The organism is Agromyces sp. Leaf222 (genome assembly GCF_001421565.1).
Classification (GTDB): domain Bacteria; phylum Actinomycetota; class Actinomycetes; order Actinomycetales; family Microbacteriaceae; genus Agromyces.
Genome location: NZ_LMKQ01000001.1, coordinates 3291888 through 3316808 on the forward strand (window position 1 = coordinate 3291888; position 24921 = coordinate 3316808).

At 69.8% G+C, this 24921-nt stretch carries 15 protein-coding genes; 1 reads left to right on the forward strand and 14 read right to left on the reverse strand.

All coding sequences use genetic code 11. The features are described 5' to 3' along the window. Positions 1-9 precede the first annotated feature (9 nt). The 14 genes from ASE68_RS14785 to rpoB form a co-directional block, all read right to left on the reverse strand. Positions 10-1833: an alpha/beta hydrolase gene (locus ASE68_RS14785; protein WP_055860233.1), complete on the reverse strand. Its 1824-nt coding sequence runs from the start codon at positions 1831-1833 to the stop codon at positions 10-12. Beyond that, the gene (locus ASE68_RS14790) at positions 1833-2117 is read right to left on the reverse strand and encodes a hypothetical protein (protein ID WP_055860236.1); all 285 of its coding nucleotides are present in this window, start codon (positions 2115-2117) and stop codon (positions 1833-1835) included. The genes ASE68_RS14785 and ASE68_RS14790 overlap by 1 nt, the downstream gene beginning before the upstream one ends. 141 nt (positions 2118-2258) lie before the next feature. Then, on the reverse strand, positions 2259-3146 hold the full coding sequence (locus ASE68_RS14795) for a hypothetical protein (protein ID WP_055860239.1): 888 nt from the start codon (positions 3144-3146) through the stop codon (positions 2259-2261). Next, on the reverse strand, positions 3143-3772 hold the full coding sequence (locus ASE68_RS14800) for a hypothetical protein (RefSeq protein WP_055860241.1): 630 nt from the start codon (positions 3770-3772) through the stop codon (positions 3143-3145). The genes ASE68_RS14795 and ASE68_RS14800 overlap by 4 nt, the downstream gene beginning before the upstream one ends. Then, a complete protein-coding gene (locus tag ASE68_RS14805) occupies positions 3754-4362 on the reverse strand; it encodes a hypothetical protein (RefSeq protein WP_055860244.1) in 609 nt (202 codons plus the stop codon). The genes ASE68_RS14800 and ASE68_RS14805 overlap by 19 nt, the downstream gene beginning before the upstream one ends. Before the next feature lie 32 nt (positions 4363-4394). Further along, complete coding sequence (locus ASE68_RS14810) at positions 4395-5765, reverse strand: hypothetical protein (protein ID WP_055860246.1); 1371 nt, start codon at positions 5763-5765, stop codon at positions 4395-4397. A 34-nt stretch (positions 5766-5799) separates the two neighbouring features. Further along, entirely contained in the window at positions 5800-6135 is a 336-nt protein-coding gene (locus ASE68_RS14815; RefSeq protein WP_055860249.1) for a hypothetical protein, read from the reverse strand. Between the two features lie 106 nt (positions 6136-6241). Further along, positions 6242-6529 carry a WXG100 family type VII secretion target gene (locus ASE68_RS14820; protein ID WP_055860250.1) on the reverse strand — a complete coding sequence of 96 codons (288 nt, stop codon included), beginning with the start codon at positions 6527-6529 and terminating at the stop codon, positions 6242-6244. Between the two features lie 93 nt (positions 6530-6622). Continuing rightward, positions 6623-11134 carry an FtsK/SpoIIIE domain-containing protein gene (locus ASE68_RS14825; RefSeq protein ID WP_055860253.1) on the reverse strand — a complete coding sequence of 1504 codons (4512 nt, stop codon included), beginning with the start codon at positions 11132-11134 and terminating at the stop codon, positions 6623-6625. A 3-nt stretch (positions 11135-11137) separates the two neighbouring features. Continuing rightward, positions 11138-12502 (reverse strand): RDD family protein, encoded by a 1365-nt coding sequence (locus ASE68_RS14830; protein ID WP_055860256.1) that lies wholly within the window; start codon positions 12500-12502, stop codon positions 11138-11140. Positions 12503-12712: 210 nt separating this feature from the next. Further along, positions 12713-14014 (reverse strand): hypothetical protein, encoded by a 1302-nt coding sequence (locus ASE68_RS14835; protein ID WP_055860259.1) that lies wholly within the window; start codon positions 14012-14014, stop codon positions 12713-12715. Between the two features lie 249 nt (positions 14015-14263). After that, positions 14264-15934, reverse strand: a complete 1671-nt coding sequence (locus tag ASE68_RS14840) for a GspE/PulE family protein (RefSeq protein ID WP_055860261.1) — start codon at positions 15932-15934, stop codon at positions 14264-14266. A 288-nt stretch (positions 15935-16222) separates the two neighbouring features. Next, positions 16223-20119 (reverse strand): DNA-directed RNA polymerase subunit beta', encoded by a 3897-nt coding sequence (gene rpoC, locus ASE68_RS14845; RefSeq protein WP_055860264.1) that lies wholly within the window; start codon positions 20117-20119, stop codon positions 16223-16225. Positions 20120-20162: 43 nt separating this feature from the next. Then, positions 20163-23651 carry a DNA-directed RNA polymerase subunit beta gene (gene rpoB, locus ASE68_RS14850; RefSeq protein ID WP_055860267.1) on the reverse strand — a complete coding sequence of 1163 codons (3489 nt, stop codon included), beginning with the start codon at positions 23649-23651 and terminating at the stop codon, positions 20163-20165. Positions 23652-23975: 324 nt separating this feature from the next. Here rpoB and ASE68_RS14855 point away from each other — a divergent pair, with 324 nt between their 5' ends. Continuing rightward, positions 23976-24878, forward strand: a complete 903-nt coding sequence (locus ASE68_RS14855) for a hypothetical protein (protein WP_157421666.1) — start codon at positions 23976-23978, stop codon at positions 24876-24878. The last annotated feature ends 43 nt before the right edge of the window (positions 24879-24921 follow it).

Consider the following 24921-nt stretch of genomic DNA (forward strand, 5'->3'; position numbering starts at 1 on the left):
GCACCCTACCTACTCCGCGAACGTGTATTGAGCGCTGTCGCCGACGGTGCCGAAGAACTGCGCGAGTCCGTCGTCGATGGTCGGGTCCGCAGCGAGGAGGTCGCGCGCGGTCTGCTGGTAGGCGACGTTGTTGTGCGGCTGGGCCGAGTACGGCTCCCCCGTCGACGGGTTGACCCCTGGAGGCACGTCGCGGGAATAGGTCGTCCAGGTGTCGGTCGAACGCGGTGGTCCGGTGAGGTCGAGCTGGTGCACGATGTCGCCCTCGTGCTGCATCGAGACGACCGTCGTCTTCGACGGGATCGCCATGTCGTCGATGGGCGCGCCGTAGGCCACCACGCCCTCGAAGTTGAACGCATCGGACCGGTTCGCCGCGAGGTGTCCCGCGAGGATGCCGCCCTGGCTGAACCCCACGAGCAGCACGGGGTCGTCGGGCCCGATGCCGGCCTTCGTCATCGCGTCGAGCACGGCACGCTCGTATTGGGTGCGCACGTCGGGGAAGAGGCGGAGCACGATGTTCGTGTCGAGGTCGTTGACCGCGCCGTCGCCGTTCATGTCCTGTCCGAAGAAGACGCCGGCGGCCTGCCAGTCCTGCGTGCTCGGCAGCGTCACGATGTAGCGCGCCGGCTCGCCCTCCATGCGGACGATGTCGACGACGGTCTGGGATTCGCCGCCCATCGTGTCGGAGAGTCCCTCGAGACCGACGAGGTCGTCGAGGCTGTCGATCTCGGTGACCGCGTTCGCATCCTCCCAAGCCGCATGCGACTCACGGCTCTCGTCGGCGCCGGGCTCGAACGGCGTGACCTCGGGCGTCGGCGCGAAGATCTCGATCGCCACGCGCCACGCGAGCACGAGCGCGATGAGACCGGCCGCGCCCAGCACGAGTGACCAGAAGAGCGGGCTGCTGAGCAACAGCAGTGCGAGCCCGACGACTGCGGCCAGGATCACCGCGATGGCCGCCGCGACGAGGAGCACGAGCCCTGCGGTGACGAGCAGCAGCCCGGCGATGAGCGCGATGGCCACGAACGCGAGCAGCGCTGCGGCCACGACGACGATGAGCAGGGCAGCGATCGCGAGTGCCGCGACGATGAGCGCGGCAACCACCGCGAGGCCGAGCAGCACGATCGCGGCGACCACCACCAGCACTGCCGCGATGAGCACGATGACCGCCTCGACGATGGCCATCACCGCCGCGACGACAGCCCCGGCGATCGCCTTGAGCGCATCGCCGATCGCGTCGAACACGGCGCCGAACGCACCGCCCACGTCATCCCAGAACGAGTCGTTGAGGTCGCTGCCGTCGACGACGCCACGAATGCGCTCGATCGCCGCCCGCGCGGCGCGATCCCTGGCCTCGACGGCCTCCTGCCAGCGCTGTCGCGCCGATTCGGCTGCCCCGTCACTTCGGTCGAGTTCGGCGCCGACGGCGGTGATCGAGCGCTCGAGGGCCCGGATGTCGGCTGCCGCGGCGTCGTCGGGCATCGCCCGCAGACGCGAGCGCAGCGTGCGGTCACGGGCCTCGAACGTCGCGGACTGGCCGGCGGCGTCATCCGCGTCGCGGATGGCGCGATCGGCATCGTCCTGCGCGGACTCGAGGGCCGATGCGTAGTCGACGAGCGCGTCGCCGGTCTCGCCGTATCGCCGCTCGGCGGCGCCGATGTCGCCGGCGAGCCTCGCGGCATCCGTTCGCACGCGATCGATCGCGAGGCTGACCATCGCCGACGGCTCGGCGATGCGGTCGAGGGTGGCGACGGCATCGCGGATCGCGGAGGCGGTCTCGGCGTAGCGCTGGCCGGTGCGGCGAAGCACGACCGGGTCACCGGGAAGCGGATGCATCAGTTCTCCTCACGTGCGGCCAGCGAGCGATCGATCTCGGTGAACGCGAGATCGATCTCGGTGAGCACGCCCGCGAGCTTGCCCAGGTTCTCGGCGAAGTCCTGCCGGCGGTCGTCCCACGTCGAGGCGAACCGCTCGATCGCGTGGGCGAGATCGGGGTGCCCCGCCGCATCGGCCGCGTCGTGCGCGGACTGGTCGCTCTCGTCGAAGACCCGCTTGATGGCGCGGGCATCGCTCGCGGCGCCGCCGATCGCGGCGAGGTCGAGCTTCACGAGGTCTGCCATGCGGACTCGCCTTTCACGGTGTCGACGTCAGGACAGTGACGACCATACGAGGTCGCGCACCCCGGACGGAATGGGGAGCGCTCCCCCGTGATGGCACCGGCCGCCACGACCCCGACCGTGGCCGCGCGCGTCATCGTCTGGTCATCGCCAGTCTTCGCGGGAGCGCACTCGCTGCTGCGCCTCGTCGAACTGCGCCGCCGTCAACGTGCCTCGATCGGCGAGCAGACGCACGGCTTCGAGTTCGGCATCGAGCAGGGCCGCACGCTCGTCGGCGGTGCTCAAGCGGTAGACGTGGCGACGCCATTCGGTGAGGCGCTGCTCGAGCTTCGCGCGATACTCGGGCGACTCCGCGACCTCGGGCGGAAGCGCCGAGGACCCACGGACCTTGCGCCCGCCGGCCCACTCCGGCCGCTCCCGGTCGTGCCGGAACGCGAACACGGCGAGCACGAGGCATCCGATGGTCGCGACGATCTGGAGGACGAGCCCGAAGACCGCCTCGGGATGGAACTGGAGTTCCTCACCCGAGCGGAGCACGATGGACACGCCGATCGCCCAGATCACCGTGATCAGCACGAACATCGGCGCTCCGAAGTTGCCTGAGCGATAGAGCGGGTTCGACGTGCGCTTGGGCTCGAGCCACACGAAGAGGCCCAGCGCCACGGCCATCGCGAGGCCCGAGGGCAGCGCGCCCGAGACGGGGTCGAGCGCGGAGCTGCCGGTGCGCCCCGTCATGATGAGCGCGGGCGCGATCAGCGAGAGCACCAGCGCGATGACGCTCCACCAGCGATAGGCCTTCGACGTCTTCTTCGGCGCGACGTCGCGCAACGGCTGAACCAGGTCGAGCTCGGCCCGCTCGACGGTCGAGACGATGGTCGGATACCCCTTGGCGGCATCGGCATGGCTCGCGAGCAGCGCCATGAGCGGCACGCCCGCGAGCGCCTCCTCGGCCGAGAGCGTCGACGGCACGCGCCGGATCGCCGCGGCCAGCTCGACGTTCACGCCATCGGTCGACAGGTCTCGTTCGCTCATCGGGCCACTCCAGAAGCTGCGGCGACGCCACGCGGGTCGATGCCCGCGAAGAGTGCGTCGATGTCGTCGAGTCGAAAGGTGAGCCGGCGGGGGTCGTCGTCGACCGACACGAGGTACACCGCCCAGTCTCCGGACACCGCGACCCACTCCCCCTTCGCGAGGATGCCGGGCCGCGCCTCGGGGCCAGCGTCGTCATCCGCGGCGATCGGCGACAACGTCAGACGCCGCACCGCGTCGTCGAACGACGCGACGGCGAGCGCGTCGACGGCGGGCTCGATCAGCGTCGCGCCGGCGTCGGGCAGCAGCGCCGCGGCATCCGAACCGTCGTGATCGCGTCGCTGCACGTACACGTCGACCCAACCGGCCGGGTCGCCGTCGATCGGGAAGAACCAGAACCGGGCGCCCACGTGCTCGGTCGGGAACGCCGCGATCGCGGCCGCCTGATCGCGCAGCGGGTCACGGAACTCCGCCGCCGACTCGCGGCCCTGCGTGAGCTCGTCGGCGATCCACTCCGCCCACTCGTCGCCAGAGGCCCACTGCTCGTCGGCGAACGCGACGGGAACACGAACCCACCGGTCGGAGTCGAATGAGATCGGGAAGGTCTGCTTCACGCTGCGGGCACCCATCTGAACGTCGACATGATCGCCTCGCACGTGAACACCAGGCCCCTGGCCAGCTCGGCGGAGTTGTCGTCGTCGACCGACAGCACCGAGGCCTGGAAGACCAGCGCCCGGCGCTGGTCGCCCCCGGGCACCGGCACGACGTACGTGAGCTCGTCGGTGTGCACCGCGGCCGAGTCGTCGCGGAACTGGGAGGCGCGGCGGATCAGGTGCATCTCGACCTCGGCCGGGGCCGCCTCGACGGCGCCGCCCTTGGCGAGCCTCGCGAGCGCGGCGTTCCAGGTCACGCCCGTCGGCACGACGAACGGCGAGACCGCGATGATCGCCGGCATCGGCGCCCCCTCGCGCTCGGGTGCGACGTAGACCTCGAACACTCCCCGGTCGCGGAGGGAGCTCTTGAGTCGCGAGAGCATGCTGCGGAACTCGAGCACCAGGTCGGCTCGTCCCGCGCCCTTCATGGCCTGCAGCGCACTCGCCGTGGCCGCGTCGTCGGTCAGCGCCGACGGAGGCAGCTTGGTCCACCCGGGCGGGCAGAGCAGGGTGTACGACACCTTCGGCGTCTGCACGCCGGTGAGTTCGTCACGGAGCGAGCTCAAGGAGGCTCCTCGGCTTTCTGGGGAGCGGCCGGTCATCGACCTCGGACGAAGTCGATCGCACCGCCGATGAAGTCGGGCATGTCGGGCAGCGGCAGGCCGGTGGCCTGCGCTGTCTGATAGCCACCGTACCCGGTGTTCCAGAGGTTCAGGCCCTGGCCTGCGAGCGACGGCATCGTGCTGAACTGCGTGGCCCACGTCGCCGCACGACCGCCGGGCGGCAGGACGCCGGCGCCGGGCCATGCCGAGGCGAGCCGCTGGGTGAGCGTGTACGCCTCGCCGTCGAACCGGGAACCGCCGTTGCGCAGCGCGTTCCACGTGTTGCCGAGCCAGCTGCCGCGGCTCGCGCGCAGGAAGTCGTCTGCCAGGCCGGATGCCGCGGCATCACGCGCCGCACGGTTTCCGACGAAGCGGCCGGCGCCCGTGACCGTGCGAAGGTCGCGGACGATGGCGTTGCGCCCGATCGCGAGGAACCCACTCGACGCATTGCCGAAGCCGAGGCCCGCACGGAGGGCGCCCATGCCGCCGCGACCCGCCGCGAGCCCCTTGCCGAACGCACCGAGGAACGGCAGCACGCCGATCGCGTCGAACGCGATATCGGTCCAGCTGACGCGCTTCGAGCCGCAGGCCATCATGATGCAGTGCGCGACGAGGGCGACGATGCCCGCCACCGCGGCGATCGCGAGGAAGATCGGACCCCCGATCACGAGGGCGGCGATGACGGCGATGGTCGCGATGACGGTCGCCACGGTCGCGATGCCGTCGAGGAGGTCCTCCCACCAGCTGTCGTCGACCCCGGATGCCTCGAGCGCGCTCGCGATGTCGCCGACGGCGTCGTCGTACGCCTTGTCCCAGTCGTGGAACCCGCTCTCGAACTCCTCCCAGAGGTCTTCGAGCTTGCTTGCCGCGGTCGTCGCGGCGGTCTTCGCCTCGTCGAGTGCGGCATCGGCGACGGCCTTCTGGTGGTCGGTCGCCTCTTTCTCCCAGAGCCAGGTCGTGTTGTTGTCGTCGACCTTGCCCTGCGCCTCGCGGCGGTCGGCCGCAGCGTCGAGGTTCGCCTGGTGGGCGTTGGCGATGAGCTCGACGTACGGGTCGACGGTCGTGTTGCGTGCCGTGCGCAGCGCGCCGGCGTAGGTGACGAGCACCGGGCCGGTCTTCTCGTAGCGCTCGCCGACATTGCGCAGCTCGCCCTGCATCTCGCGGGCGGACTCGCGCACCTTGTCGAGGCTCTTGGCCTTGTACTTCTCACCGTCGCCGAGCTTCTTCAGCTCGTCGGCGGTGGCCGACATGCGTGCGCCGATCTCGATGTAGTGGTTGCCGGCGGCCTCGATCTTCGAGGGCGAGCCGTCGAGTTCGGACAGCAGGTAGTGCCGGTTCGGGGAGCGCAGCGTTCCGCCGTAGCTCATCGGGTGCCTCCGCGTCGGGTGTGGTCGTCGGTCGTCATCGCGGGCCTCCTGCCGGAGTCGGCGAGGGTCCTGGCGAAGGCGAGGGGGTCGCGAGCTTCACGTCGGTCTCGCTGAAGCCGTCGACGATCGCCTTGAGGTGATCGTGGATGTTCGTGAGCCCCTCGAGGATGACCTCGCGGTTGCCGTCCCACTTGCTCTCGAAGTCGCCGACCTTGCCGCGCAGCTCTCCGCGGCCCTGCGGGGAGCCCACGGCATCCTGTACGTCGTCGGTGGAGTTCTTGATGTCCTCGAACTCCTTGACGAACGTGCCGAGATCGGACGTCATCGACGTGAGGTCGTCGAAGTCGAGGTCGACATCGGGACCGGCCATGTGCTCGTTCCTTCCACTCGGGTCAGCTCATGCGCTCGAGAGAGCGCCGAGGGGAGGACCCACCGGCCCTCCCCTGTCGCGCGTCGCCCATGGGCGACGCCGGATGCTAGTTGCCGGCGAGCGCCTGGTCGGTGTCCTTGATCGCCTGCATCATCTTGCGGAGCGAGTCGCCCATGTCGCTGATGCCCTCGATCGCCTTCTCGAGGCCCGTGGTCAGCTCGGTGTAGCCCTCGCCGAACTTGCCCGACGCGTGCTGCGTCTTGAAGTCGTCGCCGAGGAGACGGTCGACGTCGTCCTTCAGTCGGCGAAGCACGTCGCCGATGTCCTCGCGACCGCTGTCGAGCTTGCCGGCCATCGATTCCATCTCGCCGTAAGAAGCCTTGAAGTCCGCCATGGTGTTGCACCTTTCGTCGTGTCTCGGCCCGCCGTGGCGCGCCCTGCTCCACCAAAGATAAGCGCATCGACGCGACACGCCCAATGGGGAGGACTACCCACCGATGGGGCCCTCCCCCACGAGCGGCAGCTGCACGGTCACGAACGCGCCGTTCTCGACGAAGATGCCCCGGCCCTCGGGGTACTCGTGCCTGGCGACCTTCGGGAACGGCACCTTGAACAGCGAGTCGCCGTCGTAGGTCTCTGGGCGGAGCGCGATGCCGCGCCGACCCGCCTTCAGTTCGCCGACGAGCCCGTATCCGGAGCTCAGCTGCGACACGTCGCCGTCGCCGACGAGGAAGTGATCGCTTCGGTTGATCGCCTGGAACAGCTCCTTCAGCGGACGCTCGGCGTCGGTGTCGCCGAACTCGGTGACGTTCTCGACGACGATCATGATGCGGCCGGGGATCGACTCGTCGCCGACGATGCCGGCGAGCTCCTTCGCGAGCGCCCGCGCGTCGTCGATGGTGGTCGCCGAGCGGCGCCACGGCGCGAACTCGCGCAGCACCGCACGTCGTCCGCCGAAGTGGAACAGCTCCACGGCGGGGTCGAAGCGGCGCACCGAGGTGACGAGGGCCCGGAGCGCGGTCGACTTGCCGCTCCTCGGCGGACCGGCGATCACGAACGTGCCGATCGGCTCGAAGCCCTTGGGGCCGAGCACGTCGTCGGAGACGCCGATGACCGGCTGCCCGTCGATCTGGTCGGGCAGGTCGGTCGTGGCGAGCTCGGTCGGCAGCGCGCCGATCTCGGACGCCTCGACCGCGCCCCGCGCGCGCAGGGTCGCGGCGAACTCCTGCATCGCGCTCGTCTGCTCGGCGACGTTGGCGGTGCCGCCGATGGCCGCGATCTGCGTCTCGAAGCCGTCGACGATGGCGCGGCCCGGGGCACTGCGCTCGTTGAGCACGTCCTTCGGGGCGCCGAGGATCGCGTAGGCGCCGTCATCCGACATCCGCAGGATGATGCGCTTGCTGACGTTCGCGCTGACCGCGGTCGGCACGGCGCCGTAGCGGTCGGCCGTCACGATGGCGTGGATGCCGAGCGGGCGCCCCTCGCCGAGCAGGCGCATGAAGATCGCGTAGAACGGCGATCGGGCCGACGTCGTCTCCCACTCCTGCTTGAACGTGCCGAAGCCGTCGATGAGCAGCAGGATGCGCGACTCGTCGGTGCGCCCGGTGATCGCGCGGTACTCCGACAGGGTCGCCGCGTTCACGGCCGAGAACCGCTTGGCGCGTTCGTCGAGCACCGAGCGGATGTTGCGGAGCAGGCGCTGCACGCGCTCTGCGTCGTCGCCCGGCACGATCGAGCCGACGTGCGGGAGCTCCTCGATGGCGCGGAGCGAGCCGGTGCCGAAGTCGAGGCCGTAGACGACCGCCCGCGCGAGGTCGGGCCTGGCGCCGGCTGCGAGCGCGATCGAACGCAGGGCGGTCGACTTGCCCGCACCGCTCGTGCCGTAGACGAGCATGTGGCCGTCGGTGTCCGGCTCGAAGTACATCGGCTCCTGGAGCTGGCGCTCGGGGATGTCGGCGAGACCGAGCGGGATGCGCGAGTCGCCGTCTTGGGGCAGGCTGCGGAGGTCGACGGTGGTCGCGAGGTCGTCGAGCCAGGGCCGGCGGGGCGCGGGGATGCGCGCCTCGGATGCCGCGGCGATGAGGTTCTTCACGAGCCGCTTCTGGTCGTTCGGGCCGAGGTCCTCGTCGTGGGTGTCGGACTCGCCCTCTGCGTCGCCCTCCCACACGATCGCGCCGCCGAAGCGGAGCTCGGCGACCTTGGCCTGGGCGACGTCGGGCACGTCGGTCGTCCAGCCGCCGGCGTAGCCCGACTGGAACGGCACGAGGCGACCTGGGCCGGTCTTGGCGATGCCGCGACCCGGGATCGACGGGTCGAAGGTGCCCGCGATCGGGTCGCCGACGACGTCGTTCGAGTCGGAGACATCCGCCATGCGCAGTGCGACCCTGAGGTTCGTGTTCGCGCGCAGGTTGTCCTTGATGACGCCGGCCGGACGCTGCGTGGCCATGATCAGGTGGATGCCGAGCGAGCGGCCGCGCTGGGCGATGTCGACGACGCCGTCGACGAACTCGGGCACCTCGCCCGCGAGTGCGGCGAACTCGTCGATGACGAGCACGAGCGCGGGCGGCGTCTCGGGGTCTTGGCGCTTCTCGAGCTCGAGGAGGTCCTTCGCCTTCTTGCGGTTGAACAGGTGCTCGCGGTGGTGCAGCTCGGCGCGGAGGCTCGTGAGGGCTCGCCGCACGAGGTGCGGGCTGAGGTCGGTGACGAGGCCGACGCAGTGCGGCAGCTCGACGCAGTCGGCGAACGCCGACCCGCCCTTGTAGTCGACGAAGAGGAACGTGACCCGGTCGGGGCTGTACTCGGCCGCCATGCCGAGCACCCACGCCTGCAGGAACTCGGACTTGCCCGAACCGGTCGTGCCGCCGACGAGGGCGTGCGGGCCCTGCGTGCGCAGGTCGAGCGACATCGCGTCGGGGCTGCCCTGGCCGATGTACGCCTTCAGCGTGCCCGCGCGCTTCAGCCGAGGGCGCGTGCCGCGGGTGCGGTCGAGCACGGAGTTGTTCTGGCGCCAGCGCTCGACCGCGGTCGACGGCTGGGCGGCCATGTCGGTGCCGAGCAGGCGCAGCAGGGAGACGCTGCGCGGCAGGTCGGTCGAGTCCGCGGTCACCGAGCTGGAGTCGACGACGGGTGCGAGCCGCTTCGCGAAGACCTCGGCGTACTGGTTCGAGACGCCCTCGATGACGGCCTCACGGTAGTCCTCGCCGGCGCGCACGTAGCCGACGCGGGCGTGCTCGAGCCCGTCGGTCGCGTCGATGAAGGTGCGGCAGGCGGCGGGCAGCGACTCGACGGTCGGGGCGAGGAAGATCGTGAAGATGCCGGCATCCGCCCCTCGCTCGATGACCTGCGTGAGGCGCGGCCGGTCGACGGGTGCGTCGTTCGAGGCGATGAGCACGAGCGCGAGGTCGCCGTCGAGTTCGCCGGCCGAACCGCCCGAGCCGCCGACGCGGGCGCCGAGCGACATCGTGGAGTCGTCGGTGCTGAGGGGTCCGCGGCGGCTCGCGGTACCCGACAGGCGCTCGAGGATCGTCTCCTCCAGCGCGTTCAGGAGGGCGGTGCCCGCCGACTGGCTGTCGGCCAGGGCGAGCTCGGCGAACGGCGACTTCGGGCTCGTGGTGTGCGGGAGCCACTTCATCCACTCGATCTCGCGCGCCCACGCCGGGTCGACGATCGCGGCGGTGACGAGCTCGTTCGGGGCGTGCAGGCCGAAGAGCTGCACGCCGAGGCCGCGGAGCACATCGGCGGCGAGGTGACGGGGGCCCGCGATGCCGATGGCACCCGAGCTCGGCAGCATCTCGACGAGCGGCACGTCGTCGATGAACTCGTGGCGGTCGCGCAGCACGTCGACCTGGCTCGCATACCTGGCGATGCCCTTGAGCTCGCTGGTCTGCGCGACGGTGTTGCGGCTGCGGGCGCGGCCGATGCCGAGGCGCAGCGCGAGGAAGTTCCAGTGCTCGGGGCGGCGCGTCCAGAGCAGCGGCCCGAGGCGCATGGCCTGCTCGTAGACCGCGGCGACCGCTGGCGACTCCTCGAGGCGCCTGGCCCGCTCGACGATCGTCTCCTTGGCGAGCCGTTCCTCGAGGTCTTCGATCTGGGTCTCGAACGTGTCGATCTCGAGCCGCAGCTTCTTGCCCTGCTGCGTGCGCTGGCCGACGAAGTTGCCGAGCATCATGAGCGGCGACATCGCGACGATGAGCAGGGATGTCGCCCGGCCCGTGAACGCGAACATCGCGAAGCCGAGCATGATGGGCGCGACGATCATCGGCCACGGGAACAGGCGCGGCTCTGCCTCGTTCGGGACGGTCGGATGCCGGTGCTCGGTGCCCGGGTAGCGTTCCTCGACGCGCGGCGACCGGTTGAACATGAGCGAGCCGCCGCGCTCGAGCACCGGATCGCTCGACGGGGCGGCGTCGCCGGTCGCGACGAGCGAGAAGGAGATGTCGGTGTCGCCGATCGTGATCTTCTGCCCGGGGATCACGCGCACGCGCTGCACGAGGCCGCCGTCGACGACGAGCCCGTTGGCGGAGTTCAGGTCGACGAGCTCGATCGACGCCTGGTCGACCTCGACCCTCGCATGCCGCTTCGAGGCGAGCGCATCGACGAGCACGATGTCGGCGCCCGCCGCGCGACCGATGATGCTCGCCCCGCGCGGCAGCGGGAACTCGCGCCCCGCGTCGGGGCCGTTGTGCACGCGCATGACGGCCGCGACCGCCGACTGGCCGCCCTGGCCGCCCGCGGTCTGCCCGGCCACGACGGCCGCGTTGAACCCCGATCCGATGGCGGCGTCGCCGATGAGCACCTGCGGGTCGAGCACGACCGGCTCGCTCGAGGTCGGGGGCGCCACCGCGAGGCTCAGTCCCGTCGCGCCGCGGAGGCCCGGCGATGCCGGGTCGTTGTGGGCGATCGCCGAGGCGACGTCGCCGACGGTGGCCGTGGCATCCGTCGTGATGACGAGGTCGACCGGGGCGCCCTGCTGGCGGCGGAGACCGACTTTGAGCTTCATGCCTTACCTTTCGGAATCGCGTGCGATCGTGAAGCTGCGGCCGCCGACCGTGACGACGCTGCCGACGGCGAGCGGCGTGCGCACGCCCGCCCGCAGCGGTTCGACGCGGCCGTCGGGGTGCCGCACATCTGTGCCGTTCGTCGACCCCCGGTCGGCGATCCAGAAGCCGGAGGCCGTGGCGCCGAACTCGGCGTGCACCTTGGAGATGAGCATCGACGGGTCGCTGAGCGGCACCAGCTGCGCCTGCTCGCCCGGGGCGGAGACCGGCGCGCGGCCGAGCAGTCCGTAGTCGCCCGGAACCAGGCGGGTGCCGTCGTCGAAGACGAGCACGACGACCTGCGAATCGGGTCGGGCGGATGCGGGCGTCTGGGCGGCCGGAGCGGGCGGAAGCGGCAGGGTGGTCTGCTGCGGCAGGGTGGTCTGCTGCGGCAGGGTCGTCTGCTGCGGCCGCACGAACGCGGGGGGCGCTGGCGGTGCGGCGGGCGGGACGGCGGCAGCGGCGGCCGTGGCGGGCATCGCTGCGGCCGGCGGCGCGGCGGGGCTCGGCGGCAGCGGAGACGGGCCGGCGGGCGCAGGCGGGGGCCCGGTCGAGCCGACGGGCGGCGGGGTCCACTGGCCGGTCTCGACGGATCCGCCGGCCGAGACCACGCCGGAGCTCGAACGCTGCGACGGAATGAGGAACTCCTCGCCGACGGGGCGGTCGCTCGCGAGCGAGGGCAGCTTGGCCGTGCCGGTTTCGCGCGGGGACTCGACCTGGCGGCGGGCATGCCGCAACGCCTTCGCGTCGAACGGGTCGAGTCCGTTGCGCGCATCGACCGCGTAGCACCGGCCCGTGCGGTCGAGCCAGGAGCGCCCGCGCTGCTCGGGGTCCCAGTTCGCCGAGAGGAACATCACCGCCGGGCCGATGAACGGCAGCACGATCCAGCTCGCCCAGAGCACGAGCGCCCGCAGGGTGATGCGCCAGAAGCCGGCCTTGCCGAAGTCGACCACGCTGACCGAGCGCATGCCGAGGGCGGCCTTGCCGACGGTGACGCCGCGGAGCCCGTGCATGACCAACTGGATGAGCCCGAAGAGGGCGGTCAGCACCTGTCCGGCGGCGAGCGCGATGAGCGGAACGGCGAGCGTCGTGAGGTCGACGGCCGACGCGTCGCCGCCGGCCGCGAGCACGGCGCGCGACAACGCGACGGCGCCGAAGATCGACGGCGAGGCGAGCACGAGCCAGATCGCCGCGTCGAGGCTGAACGCCGCGGCGCGCCGCCCGGTCGGCGCGGGCACGAGCCCGAGGGCCGCGGCGTAGGCGGGGTCCGGTCTTCCGTCGGGGCCGAGCCCCGGCGTGGGCTCGTCGTCGACGTGCATCGTGATGCTCACTAGGCTCCTCGGGCGCAGGGTCAACGAGCCAGCAAACTCGAACCGGCTGGCGCTGTCGATGGGGAGCGGTCACCATGCGGGCGCCGATCCCCCGCACAACCCTAAACGAGCGGCGCCGAACCGGTGTTCATCGTCGCCGACGCCGGGCGCGCGTGCGCGTCGGCGTCCGCCCTCGCGCGGAGGCGGGCGCGGACGCCGACGCGCACGCGGTCAGACGATCGGCCTGGGTCCGGCTGCGAGCTCGCGGTCGTACGCCTCGAGTGCGAGGCGGTTGCGTTCGGTCACCGTGCGGCCGTGCGCGGCGATCCATCCGCCGAGCCAGATCGGGATCTCACGCGCGACCACGCCCGCGACGATCGCGAACGGGTCGAGCCAGCGCTCGCCGATGAACTTCTGCGCCTCGTCGAACGTGAGGGTCCATGCCTGCACCGCGAGCAGCGAGGCGCCGATGTACGAGAAGTACACGAGCACGCCGACGAGCAGTCCGAAGACCGCGTAGGTCCACCACGGTCCGCGGTTGACGATCGCCGCGAGCAGCGCGAATCCGACGAACAACGCGACCGTCGGCACCCAGAACAGCGCCCAGTAGGGGCCGGCCAGGAACTTCACGAACTCGTCGGTCGCGGCTCCCTGGTCGCCGCGGCCGAGCAGCAGCAGGTAGGTCACCCCGGCGTAGATCAGCGCGAACGCGACGGCGCCGATCGCGGCGACGAGCACCCCGAACGCGCGGTTGCCCTTCGACTTCGGGGCCACGGGGGCCTGCACGTAGATCGTCTGCGGCGGCACGGCGGGCGTCGACGGCGTGATCAACGGCTCCGGGGCGAGCGTCGCCGCTCCGGCGACCGCCCCCGCCGCGGCCGCGCTGGGCGGGATGTACGTCTCACGGCGCACGCTCTCGGCGGCGACGGGCTCGGGCAGCGGCTCGTATGCCGGCTCGGGCGTGGGCTCGGAGGGCGTCACCGCGGGGGCGGCGAGCGCGTCGTCGTCGGCATCGCCGACGGCGTCGGAGGTAACGGCGCCGGCGTTCGCGCGCTGCACGGCCTCGTCGAGCCTCGCCGTGCGGGCTGCGTCGGCGTCGACGTCGGGTTCGATGACGGGCTCGGGAGCGGCCGCGGCGACGGGAGCAGCGACGGGCTCCGGCTCGGGCACGGCGACCGGCTTCGGTTCCGGCTCGGCGACGGGCTCGGGATCGGCAACGGGATCCGGCTCAGACACCTCGAACGGCTCCGCGACCGCCTCGGGCACTGGCTCGGCCGCAGCGACGGGCTCGGGGTCGGGCTCGACGAACCCGGCCTCGGACTCGACGGGCTCGGGGTCGGGCTCGACGAACCCGGCCTCGGACTCGACGAACTCGGGCTCCCGCGCGGCATCCGTCACCGGGTCGGAGGGAACCTCCGCGTCCGCGTCGGCGGGAGCGGGAGCGTCGGTCGAAGACTCGTCACCGGGCAGGTCGACGGCCTCGTCGGACGGCGTCGCACCGGCCTTGTCAGGGCCACTCGTCGTGTCGCTCATGATGATCGCGCTCCTTCCGGGCGCCACGCACCCGCGTCGGTTGGCTCATGCTAGCAACGAGCACCGCGCACGCCCGGGAGCGCGCGCGGTGCAATTCGTGAGCGTCGACTACCGAATGGGCACCGAGATCCGCCTCCTTCGGGAGGTTCGACCCGCATCGACGAGCATGGCCCGAATGCCTCTCATGCTTCGGCGCGCTGCGTCTCGTCGCCATGCCGTACCGGTGCGCTCCCGGTGCGCCGCGCTGCGCTAGATCGCGACGCGCAGCACCTCTTCGATCGAGGTGACGCCGTCGCGCACCTTCGCCCAGCCGTCCTGGCGGAGCGAGCTCATGCCGTTGCGGCGCGCCATCGCGCCGATCTCGCTCGCCGCGGCCCTCGCCACGGCCAGTCGCTCGAGCTGCTCGTCGACCTCCATGACCTCGTGCAGCGCGATGCGGCCCTTGTAGCCCGTCTTCGCGCACGCCTGGCAGCCCACCGCGCCGAAGACCTCTGGCACCATCTCGCCGGGGGCGAGCTCGAAGCGCAGCACCTGCAGCTCTTCGCGCGTGACCTCGAGCGGCGCCTTGCACCGGTCGCACAGCCGACGTGCGAGCCGCTGGGCGACCACGCAGTCGACCGCCGACCCCACGAGGAACGGCTCGACGCCCATCTCGGTGAGGCGCACGACGGCGCTCGCCGCATCGTTCGTGTGCAGCGTCGAGAGCACGAGGTGACCCGTGAGCGACGCCTCGATCGCGATCTGCGCCGTCTCGCGGTCGCGGATCTCGCCCACGAGCACGATGTCGGGGTCCGACCGCAGGATGCTGCGCAGCGCGCTCGCGAACGTCAGGCCGGCCTTCGCGTTGACCTGCACCTGGTTGATGCCGTTCATGCGGTACTCGACCGGGTCCTCGACGGTGATCACGTTGACCTCAGACCGCGCCACCGCGTTCAACGTCGCGTACAGCGTCGTCGACTTGCCCGAACCCGTCGGGCCCGTGACCAGGATCATGCCGTGCGGCTTGCGGTACGAGCGCTCGAACACCGCCTGGTTCGCAGGGCTCAGGCCGAGGTCGCGCAGGTCGAGGCTCGCATGCGAGTTGTCGAGGATGCGCATGACGACCTTCTCGCCCCACACCGTCGGCAGGGTGGCGACGCGCACGTCGACCTTGCGGCCACCGACGACCGCCGACATCCGCCCGTCCTGCGGCTTGCGCCGCTCGGCGATGTCGATGTCGGCCATGATCTTCAGGCGCGAGATCACCCCGCTCTGGATCGACTTCGGCGCGCTCTGCATCTCGTGCAGCACGCCGTCGATGCGGTACCGCACCCGCAGCGAGTGCTCCTGCGGCTCGATGTGGATGTCGGAGGCCGAGTCCGCGATCGCCTGCGACACGAGCACGTTCACGAGGCGCACGATCGGCGCGTCGTCATCGGCATCGGCGACCTGGAACGCATCGGTGACGGATGCCTCGGCCTCGCCCTCGAGCGTCGTCGCGAGGTCGAGCAGCTCCTCGTCGGCGCGGTGGTACCGGTCGATCATGCTGAGCAGCTGCTCGCGATCGGCGACCACCGGGCTCACGGTCAGGCCGGACTCGACGCGCACGTCGTCGAGCGCGAACACGTCGCCCGGCGTCGCCATCGCGAGCACGATCGTGTCGATCGTCACCGCGATCGGCAGCACCGAATGCCGCCGGCACGTCGACGGACCGACCAGGTCGACCGCCTCCTGCTCGACCGGGTAGTCGAGCAGGTCGTCGATGAACGGCACGCCCGCCTGCGCCGCCCGAGCGCGCTGCAGCTGCCGCTCGGTGATGAGGCCGCGCGTGACCAGCGCCTGCACGGCGCGCTCGTCGGACTCGTCGACCGACGTGACCTCGTGCAGGTGTTCGTAGGGGACGTCGCCCTGCAGGATCAGGATCTCTCCGAGGACAGCCATGTCGCTCCGCACAATCGGGTCGGAGCGGTCGTCGGGCCGACCACCGCACCGGGTGTGAAGCACGCGGATCGGGTTCCGCGTGTGGGAACACAGTAGGTTCGCGATTCCCGCGGCGCGGCCCCCAGAGCGGGGGCCTCCCGGGCGGGGGCCTCCCGGGCGGGGGTCGCCCGACGGGAGCCCGACGGAGAGCGGATGCCGCGGCATCCGCCGGCCTCTGCGCACCCCGTGAAACGCCGAACGGCCCCCGATCCGCAAGGGATCGGGGGCCGTTCGTTGTGCGAATCGCGCCTAGCTGTAGTTGCCGGGCGTGAAGTCGTCGTTCGAGAACGCGTCGAAGTCGACGAAGCTCAGGTCACCCTCGGTGAACGCCGCGTCGTCCGTGAAGATGCGGTTCGGGTACCGCTCCGCCTTCGCCTCCTCGGTCGCCTCGACCGCCACGTTCCGGTACCGGTTGAGACCAGTGCCCGCGGGGATCAGCTTTCCGATGATGACGTTCTCCTTGAGGCCGACGAGCGGGTCGGACTTGCCCTCCATGGCGGCCTGCGTGAGCACGCGGGTCGTCTCCTGGAAGGACGCGGCCGACAGCCACGACTCGGTCGCGAGCGACGCCTTGGTGATGCCCATGACCTCCTGACGAGCCGAGGCGGTCTTCTTGCCCTCGGTCATCGTCGCGCGGTTGATCTCCTGGTACTTCGACCGGTCGACCAGCTCACCCGGAAGCAGGTCGGTGTCGCCGTGGTCGACGACGGTGACCTTGCGCAGCATCTGGCGCACGATGACCTCGATGTGCTTGTCGTGGATCGGCACACCCTGCGAGCGGTAGACGCCCTGCACACCGTCGACGAGGTGCTTCTGCACCTCGCGCACGCCCTTGACCCGGAGGACCTCCTTGGGGTCGACGGCGCCGACGATCAGCTGCTGGCCGAGCTCGACGTGCTGTCCGTCTTCGACCAGAAGGGTCGAACGCTTGAGCACGTTGTACGCGATCGGCTCGTCGCCGTTGTCGGGCGTGAGGATGACCTTGCGCTGACGCTCGCTCTCGTCGATCGTGATGCGACCGGCGGCCTCGACGATGGGCGACGCACCCTTGGGGGTACGGGCCTCGAAGAGCTCCTGCACGCGGGGAAGACCCTGCGTGATGTCATCGGCCGAAGCCGAACCACCGGTGTGGAAGGTACGCATCGTGAGCTGCGTGCCGGGCTCGCCGATCGACTGGGCCGCGATGATGCCGACGGCCTCGCCGATGTCGACGAGCTTGCCGGTCGCGAGCGAACGGCCGTAGCACTTCGCGCAGACACCGACGGCCGACTCGCAGGTGAGGACGGAGCGGACCTTGATGGTTCCGACGCCTGCTGCGATGAGCTTCTCGATGAGCACGTCGCCCACGTCTTCGCCGGCCTCGGCGACGACCTCGCCCTTGTCGTTCACGGCATCTGCCGCGAGCGAACGGGCGAACACCGAGTTCTCGACGTTGGGGTCGCGGACGAGTTCGCCCGCGGCATCCGTCGTCGCGATGGGGAGCTCGAGGCCCTTGCCGGTGCCGCAGTCCTCTTCACGGATGATGACATCCTGCGAGACGTCGACGAGTCGACGCGTGAGGTACCCCGAGTCGGCGGTACGGAGGGCCGTGTCGGCCAGACCCTTTCGGGCACCGTGCGTCGCGATGAAGTACTCCGCCACCGACAGCCCCTCGCGGTACGAGGAGATGATCGGGCGGGGGATGATCTCACCCTTCGGGTTGTTCACGAGACCGCGCATACCGGCGATGTTGCGAACCTGGAGCCAGTTACCACGGGCGCCCGACGTGACCATGCGGTTGATGGTGTTGTCGGTCGGGAAGTTCTCCTGCATGGCCTTGGCGACCTCGTCGGTGGCCTTGGTCCAGATCTGGATGAGCTCCTGACGACGCTCGAGGTCGGTCGTGAGACCCTTCTCGAACTGCGCGGTGACCTTGGCGGCCAGCTTCTCGTAGCGGCCGACGATCTCACCCTTGTTGGGGGGCGTGATGATGTCGGAGAGTGCCACGGTGACGCCCGAACGGGTCGCCCAGCGGAAGCCGGCGTCCTTGATGCGGTCGAGGGTCGCGGCGACCTCGGTCTTCGGGTAGCGCTCGGCGAGGTCGTTGACGATCGCCGAGATCTGGCCCTTGCCGGCCTGCTCGTTGAAGAACGGGTAGTCCACCGGAAGCGCCTCGTTGAAGAGCGCACGACCGAGCGTGGTCTCCATGAGGTACGGCTTGCCCTCGACGAAGTTCTCGGGGGCCTCGCCCTCGGCGAAGTGCACGCCGTCGAGACGGATGCGCACCTTCGCGTTCAGGTCGAGCGCGATGTCGCCCGGACGGTTCTGGTCGAACGCGAGGATGGCCTCGGAGATCGACGAGAACGCGCGGCCCTCGCCGGCTGCGCCGGGCTTCTCGGTCGTCAGGTGGTGCAGACCGATGATCATGTCCTGCGAGGGCAGGGTCACCGGACGGCCGTCGGACGGCTTCAGGATGTTGTTCGACGCGAGCATCAGGATGCGGGCCTCGGCCTGGGCCTCGACCGACAGCGGCAGGTGCACGGCCATCTGGTCACCGTCGAAGTCCGCGTTGAACGCGGCGCACACGAGCGGGTGGAGCTGGATGGCCTTGCCCTCGACGAGCTGCGGCTCGAACGCCTGGATGCCGAGACGGTGCAGGGTGGGTGCACGGTTCAGCAGCACGGGGCGCTCGCGGATGATCTCCTCGAGGACGTCCCACACGTGCGGGTTCGAGCGCTCGACCATGCGCTTCGCAGCCTTGATGTTCTGAGCGTGGCTCAGGTCGATCAGGCGCTTGATCACGAACGGCTTGAAGAGCTCCAGCGCCATCTGCTTGGGCAGACCGCACTGGTGCAGCTTCAGCTGCGGGCCGACGACGATGACCGAACGGCCCGAGTAGTCGACGCGCTTGCCGAGCAGGTTCTGGCGGAAGCGACCCTGCTTGCCCTTGAGCATGTCGCTCAGGGACTTGAGGGCGCGGTTGCCGGTACCCGTGACCGGGCGACCACGACGACCGTTGTCGAACAGCGCGTCGACGGCCTCCTGCAGCATCCGCTTCTCGTTGTTGACGATGATCTCGGGGGCACCGAGGTCGAGCAGACGACGAAGGCGGTTGTTGCGGTTGATCACACGACGGTAGAGGTCGTTGAGGTCGGAGGTCGCGAAGCGGCCACCGTCGAGCTGCACCATCGGACGAAGCTCCGGCGGGATCACCGGAACGACGTCGAGCACCATCGCGGCGGGCGAGTTGCCCGTGGCGAGGAAGGAGCTCACGACGCGGAGTCGCTTGATGGCACGGATCTTCTTCTGACCCTTGCCCTCGGCGATCTGCAGGCGCAGGTCTTCGGCCTCGGCGGCCAGGTCGAACGCGAGCAGGCGCTTCTTGATGGCCTCAGCGCCCATGAAGGCGGTGAAGTACATGCTGAAGCGGTCCTGGAGCTCGTGGAAGACGGCGTCTTCGGGCTTCAGGTCGCCGACCTTGAGGGTGCGGAAGTCCTCCCACACGCGCTCGAGGTGCGCGATCTGCTCGTCGGCCGACTTGCGGACGCCGGTCATCTCCTTGTCGGCGGCGGCCTCGGCGCGCTTCTTCTGGTCGGACTTGGCGCCCTCGGCCTCGAGTGCCGCGAGCTCCTCCTCCTTGCGGACCATCAGCGTCGCGATGCGGGCATCGCGCTGGTCGCCGATCGTCTTGATCTCGAGACGGATCTCGTTCTCGAGGCCGGGCATGTCGGCGTGACGACCCTCGTCGTCGACGTCGATGACCATGTAGGCCGCGAAGTAGATGACCTTCTCGAGGTCCTTCGGCGCCATGTCGAGCAGGTAGCCGAGGCGCGAGGGAACACCCTTGAAGTACCAGATGTGGGTCACGGGAGCGGCGAGCTCGATGTGGCCCATGCGCTCACGACGGACGGAGGACTTGGTGACCTCCACGCCGCAGCGCTCGCACACGATGCCCTTGAAGCGAACGCGCTTGTACTTGCCGCACGCGCACTCCCAGTCACGGCTCGGTCCGAAGATCTGCTCACCGAACAGACCGTCCTTCTCGGGCTTCAGGGTGCGGTAGTTGATGGTCTCGGGCTTCTTGACCTCACCGTAAGACCACTTGCGGATGTCGTCGGCGGTCGCCAGGCCAATGCGAAGCTCGTCAAATGTGGTTGCGTCGAGCAATTTCTCTCCTTGGAAAGTCTCTGTAGTCGTCTACTGGCCAGGCTTAGATCTCGTCGATGTTCGACGACTCGAAGCGCGCGGAGATGTTGATGCCGAGCTCTTCCGCAGCGCGGAAGGCCTCGTCATCGGTGTCGCGGAGGGAGACCGCGGTGCCGTCGGCCGAGAGGACCTCGACGTTCAGGCAGAGCGACTGCATCTCCTTCATGAGCACCTTGAAGGACTCGGGGATGCCGGGCTCCTGGATGTTCTCGCCCTTGACGATCGCCTCGTACACCTTGACGCGGCCGAGGATGTCGTCGGACTTGATCGTGAGGAGCTCCTGGAGCGCGTATGCGGCGCCGTAGGCCTCGAGGGCCCACACCTCCATCTCACCGAATCGCTGCCCACCGAACTGCGCCTTACCACCGAGCGGCTGCTGGGTGATCATCGAGTACGGGCCCGTCGAACGAGCGTGGATCTTGTCGTCGACGAGGTGGTGCAGCTTCAGGATGTACATGTAGCCGACCGAGACCGGGTACGGGAACGGCTCACCGGAGCGACCGTCGAAGAGATGCGTCTTGCCGGTCGAGTCGATGAGGCGCTCGCCGTCGCGGTTGGGGAGCGTGGAGTCGAGCAGACCCGCGATCTCCTCCTCGAAGGCCCCGTCGAACACCGGGGTGGCGACCTTGGTGCCCGGAGCGGCCTCGTGCGCCGCCTTCGGGAGCTTCTTGGCCCACGACGGGTTGCCCTCGACCTTCCAGCCCTGCTTGGCGACCCACCCGAGGTGGGTCTCGAGCACCTGGCCGAAGTTCATTCGACCGGGGATGCCGAGCGGGTTCAGGATCACGTCGACGGGGGTTCCGTCGGCGAGGAACGGCATGTCCTCGACCGGCAGGATCTTCGAGATGACGCCCTTGTTGCCGTGACGGCCGGCGAGCTTGTCACCCTCGGTGATCTTGCGCTTCTGGGCGATGTAGACGATCACGCGCTGGTTGACGCCCGAGCCGAGCTCGTCGTCGTTCTCGGCCGAGAACTCCTTGACGGCGATGATCGTTCCGCGCTCACCGTGGGGCACCTTCAGCGACGTGTCGCGGACCTCGCGGCTCTTCTCGTTGAAGATCGCGCGGAGCAGACGCTCTTCGGCCGACAGCTCGGTCTCGCCCTTCGGCGTGACCTTGCCGACGAGGATGTCGCCGGGGCGGACCTCGGCGCCGATGCGGATGATGCCGCGCTCGTCGAGGTCGGAGAGCAGGTCGGGGCTGACGTTGGGGAGGTCACGGGTGATCTCCTCCTTGCCGAGCTTCGTGTCGCGGGCGTCGACCTCGTACTCCTCGATGTGGATCGAGGAGAGCACGTCGTCCTTCACCAGGTTCTGGCTGAGGATGATCGCGTCTTCGAAGTTGTGGCCCTCCCACGGCATGAACGCCACGAGGAGGTTCTTGCCGAGCGCGAGCTCGCCGTTGTCGGTCGCGGGACCGTCGGCGATGACCTCGCCGGCCTCGATGCGCTCACCCGCGGTCACGATGACGCGGTTGTTGTACGACGTGCCCTGGTTGGAGCGGTCGAACTTGCGCAGCCAGTAGGTCTGCGTGCCGCCCTCGTCGAGCTGCACGGTGACGGAGTCGGCCGAGACCTCGGTGACGACACCGGGCTTCTCGGCGGTGACCACGTCGCCGGCGTCGATGGCCGCGTAGCCCTCCATGCCGGTTCCGACGAACGGCGAGTCGCTGCGGAGCAGCGGCACAGCCTGACGCTGCATGTTGGCACCCATGAGGGCGCGGTTCGCGTCGTCGTGCTCGAGGAACGGGATGAGGGAGGTACCCACCGACACCATCTGGCGCGGGGAGACGTCCATGTAGCCGATCTCGTCGGCGGGGATGAGGTCGACCTCGCCGCCGGTCTTGCGGGCGAGGACGCGGTCCTCCTGGAAGTGCCCGTCGGACTTGAGCGGGGCGTTCGCCTGGGCGATGACCTCGCCGGACTCCTCCATGGCGGTCAGGTACTCGATCTCGTCGGTGACCTTGCCCGCGACGACCTTGCGGTACGGCGTCTCGATGAAGCCGAACGAGTTGATGCGCGCGAACGATGCGAGCGAGCCGATCAGACCGATGTTCGGGCCTTCCGGGGTCTCGATCGGGCACATGCGGCCGTAGTGCGAGGGGTGGACGTCTCGGACCTCGACGCCGGCGCGGTCTCGTGAGAGACCGCCGGGGCCGAGCGCCGAGAGGCGACGCTTGTGGGTCAGGCCCGCGAGCGGGTTGTTCTGGTCCATGAACTGCGAGAGCTGCGACGTGCCGAAGAACTCCTTGATCGCGGCGACGACGGGTCGCACGTTGATCAGGGTCTGCGGGGTGATCGCCTCGATGTCCTGCGTGGTCATGCGCTCGCGGACGACGCGCTCCATGCGGGACAGGCCGGTGCGGACCTGGTTCTGGATCAGCTCGCCCACCGCACGGATGCGACGGTTGCCGAAGTTGTCGATGTCGTCGACGTCGAGGCGCAGCTCGACCGCCTTGCCGGCGCGGCGGCCGGGCAGGGTGGTGCGCTCGTCGTGCAGGGCGACGAGGTACTTGATCGTCGCGACGATGTCCTGCACCGTCAGCACGGAGTCGGTGAGGGGAGCCTCGAGGCCGAGCTTCGTGTTGATCTTGTACCGGCCGACCTTCGCGAGGTCGTAGCGCTTCGGGTTGAAGTAGAAGTTGTCGAGGAGCGCACGCGCGGCCTCGGCGGCGACCTGCTCGCCCGGACGCAGCTTGCGGTAGATGTCCTTGAGCGCCTCTTCCTTCGTGAGGATGTTGTCCTTCTCGAGGGTGAGGGCGATCGACTCGTAGCCGGCGAACTCCTCGAGGATCTCCTCGGAGGTCAGGCCGAGGGCCTTCAGGAAGACGGTGACGGACTGCTTGCGCTTGCGGTCGATGCGCACGCCGACCTGGTCGCGCTTGTCGATCTCGAACTCGAGCCATGCACCACGGCTCGGGATGACGCGAGCCGAGTAGATGTCCTTGTCGGAGGTCTTCTCGGGGGTGCGCTCGAAGTAGACGCCCGGCGAACGCACGAGCTGCGAGACGACGACACGCTCGGTGCCGTTGATGACGAAGGTGCCGCGGAGGGTCATGAGCGGGAAGTCGCCCATGAAGACCGTCTGCGTCTTGATCTCACCGGTGAGGTGGTTCATGAACTCGGCGTTCACGTAGAGCGGTGCGGAGTAGGTCTTGCCCTTCTCCTTGCACTCGTCGATCGTGTACTTCGGCGGCTCGAGCTCGGGGTTCGTGAACGAGAGCTGCATGGTCTCGCCGAGGTCCTCGATCGGAGAGATCTCCTCGAAGATCTCTTCAAGACCGGTGGCCTCGGGCAGGTCCTTGCGGCCGGCCTCGACCGCAGCCTCGACGCGTGCCTTCCACGCGTCGTTGCCGACGAGCCAGTCGAAGGACTCGGTCTGCAGGGCGAGCAGGTCGGGTACGGTGAGGGTGTCGGTGACCTTGGCGAACGAGAGACGGCTTGCACCGCGTCCGTTCTTGGGAGTGGGCGTGGTCGCGTTGCGCGCAGCAGCCAAGTGAATAACCTCCATCGGCCCCGTCGGGCCGGTTCACTGTCGGTAGCGGAGAGAATTGCCCCGAGACGCGTGCCGATGCCGGTTTGAACCCGACATGCGAAGCCGACCGCAATATGAAGGCATAGTGGGTCTGGGAGCGCAAAGGTTAACCATATACTTTGCGACCCGCCGTGTCCAGCCGATTCTTGATTTGTGCGCCGGTCTCAGGTATAACCCAGCTTTCGGATGTCGCGGCGGCGCGTGATGCGCCTCGAGAACCGCCGATCCGCGTACGATTCCGAGTCTGCACGGCGCTCCGCCGCCCGCGACGACGAGGAGGTCCGAGTGACCCAGGATGCACCCGAACAGCGACCCGCGCCGACTGAGCCGACGTCCGGCGCACCGACGCGAACGGGCGCGCCCACGGCCGCGGCCACCCCTGCGCCCGCCGCGAAGGCGCTGCGGGGCTACCGCCGCATCGCCATCGTCACGCTCGTCGTGTCGCTGTCGATCACGGCCGTCGTCGGCATCGTGACGCTCCTGAGCGGCGACTTCGGCGAGGTGCAGGGTCGGGTGCTCGGCACGACGCTCCTCATCGCGGGCGCGAGCATCCTCGCGCTCTGCCATCTCAGCGTGGTCGGGCGCCCGGTTCGCGTGGTCGGCTTCGTCGGCCTCGGCGCGAGCGCCGTCGCCCTCGTCATCGGCCTGCTGCTGATCTGGACCCCGTGGTACGACAACGGAGGAGGCTGGCCCGACGATCTCTGGCGGTGGTTCGGCATCACGTCGATCGTCGCGGCGAGCCTCGCGCACGCGAACCTGCTGCTGCAGCTCTCCGGCCGGCGGCGAAGCGCCGTGCGCATCGCGCTCGCGATCACGCTCGCGGCCATCGCCGTCGTCGCGGTCATGCTGGTCCTTCCGCTCATCAGCGAATGGACGATCCCGGGCGGCGACGGCGGCGAGTACTGGCGGTGGTTCGGCGTGATCGCGATCATCGACGCGCTCGGCACCATCGTGCTCCCGGTGGTCGCGCTGCTCGTCCGCGAGCAGCCTGCGGCGAGCGCCGACTCGGCGGCCGCGGGAGCGACGGATGCCGCGGGCGGGCCGACGTTCGATGACGGCCGGGCCGAGGCATCCGCCCCCGACGCCCTGGAGCAGCGCATCGCCCGACTGACCGAGCGCACCGGACTGGATCGCACGGCGCTGCTCGAGGCGGCCCTCGACGACTTCGAGGCGCGCCGCTCGGCCTGACGAGGGCGTCGGCTTCACGCACCTCACGAGGCGAGCCGCACGT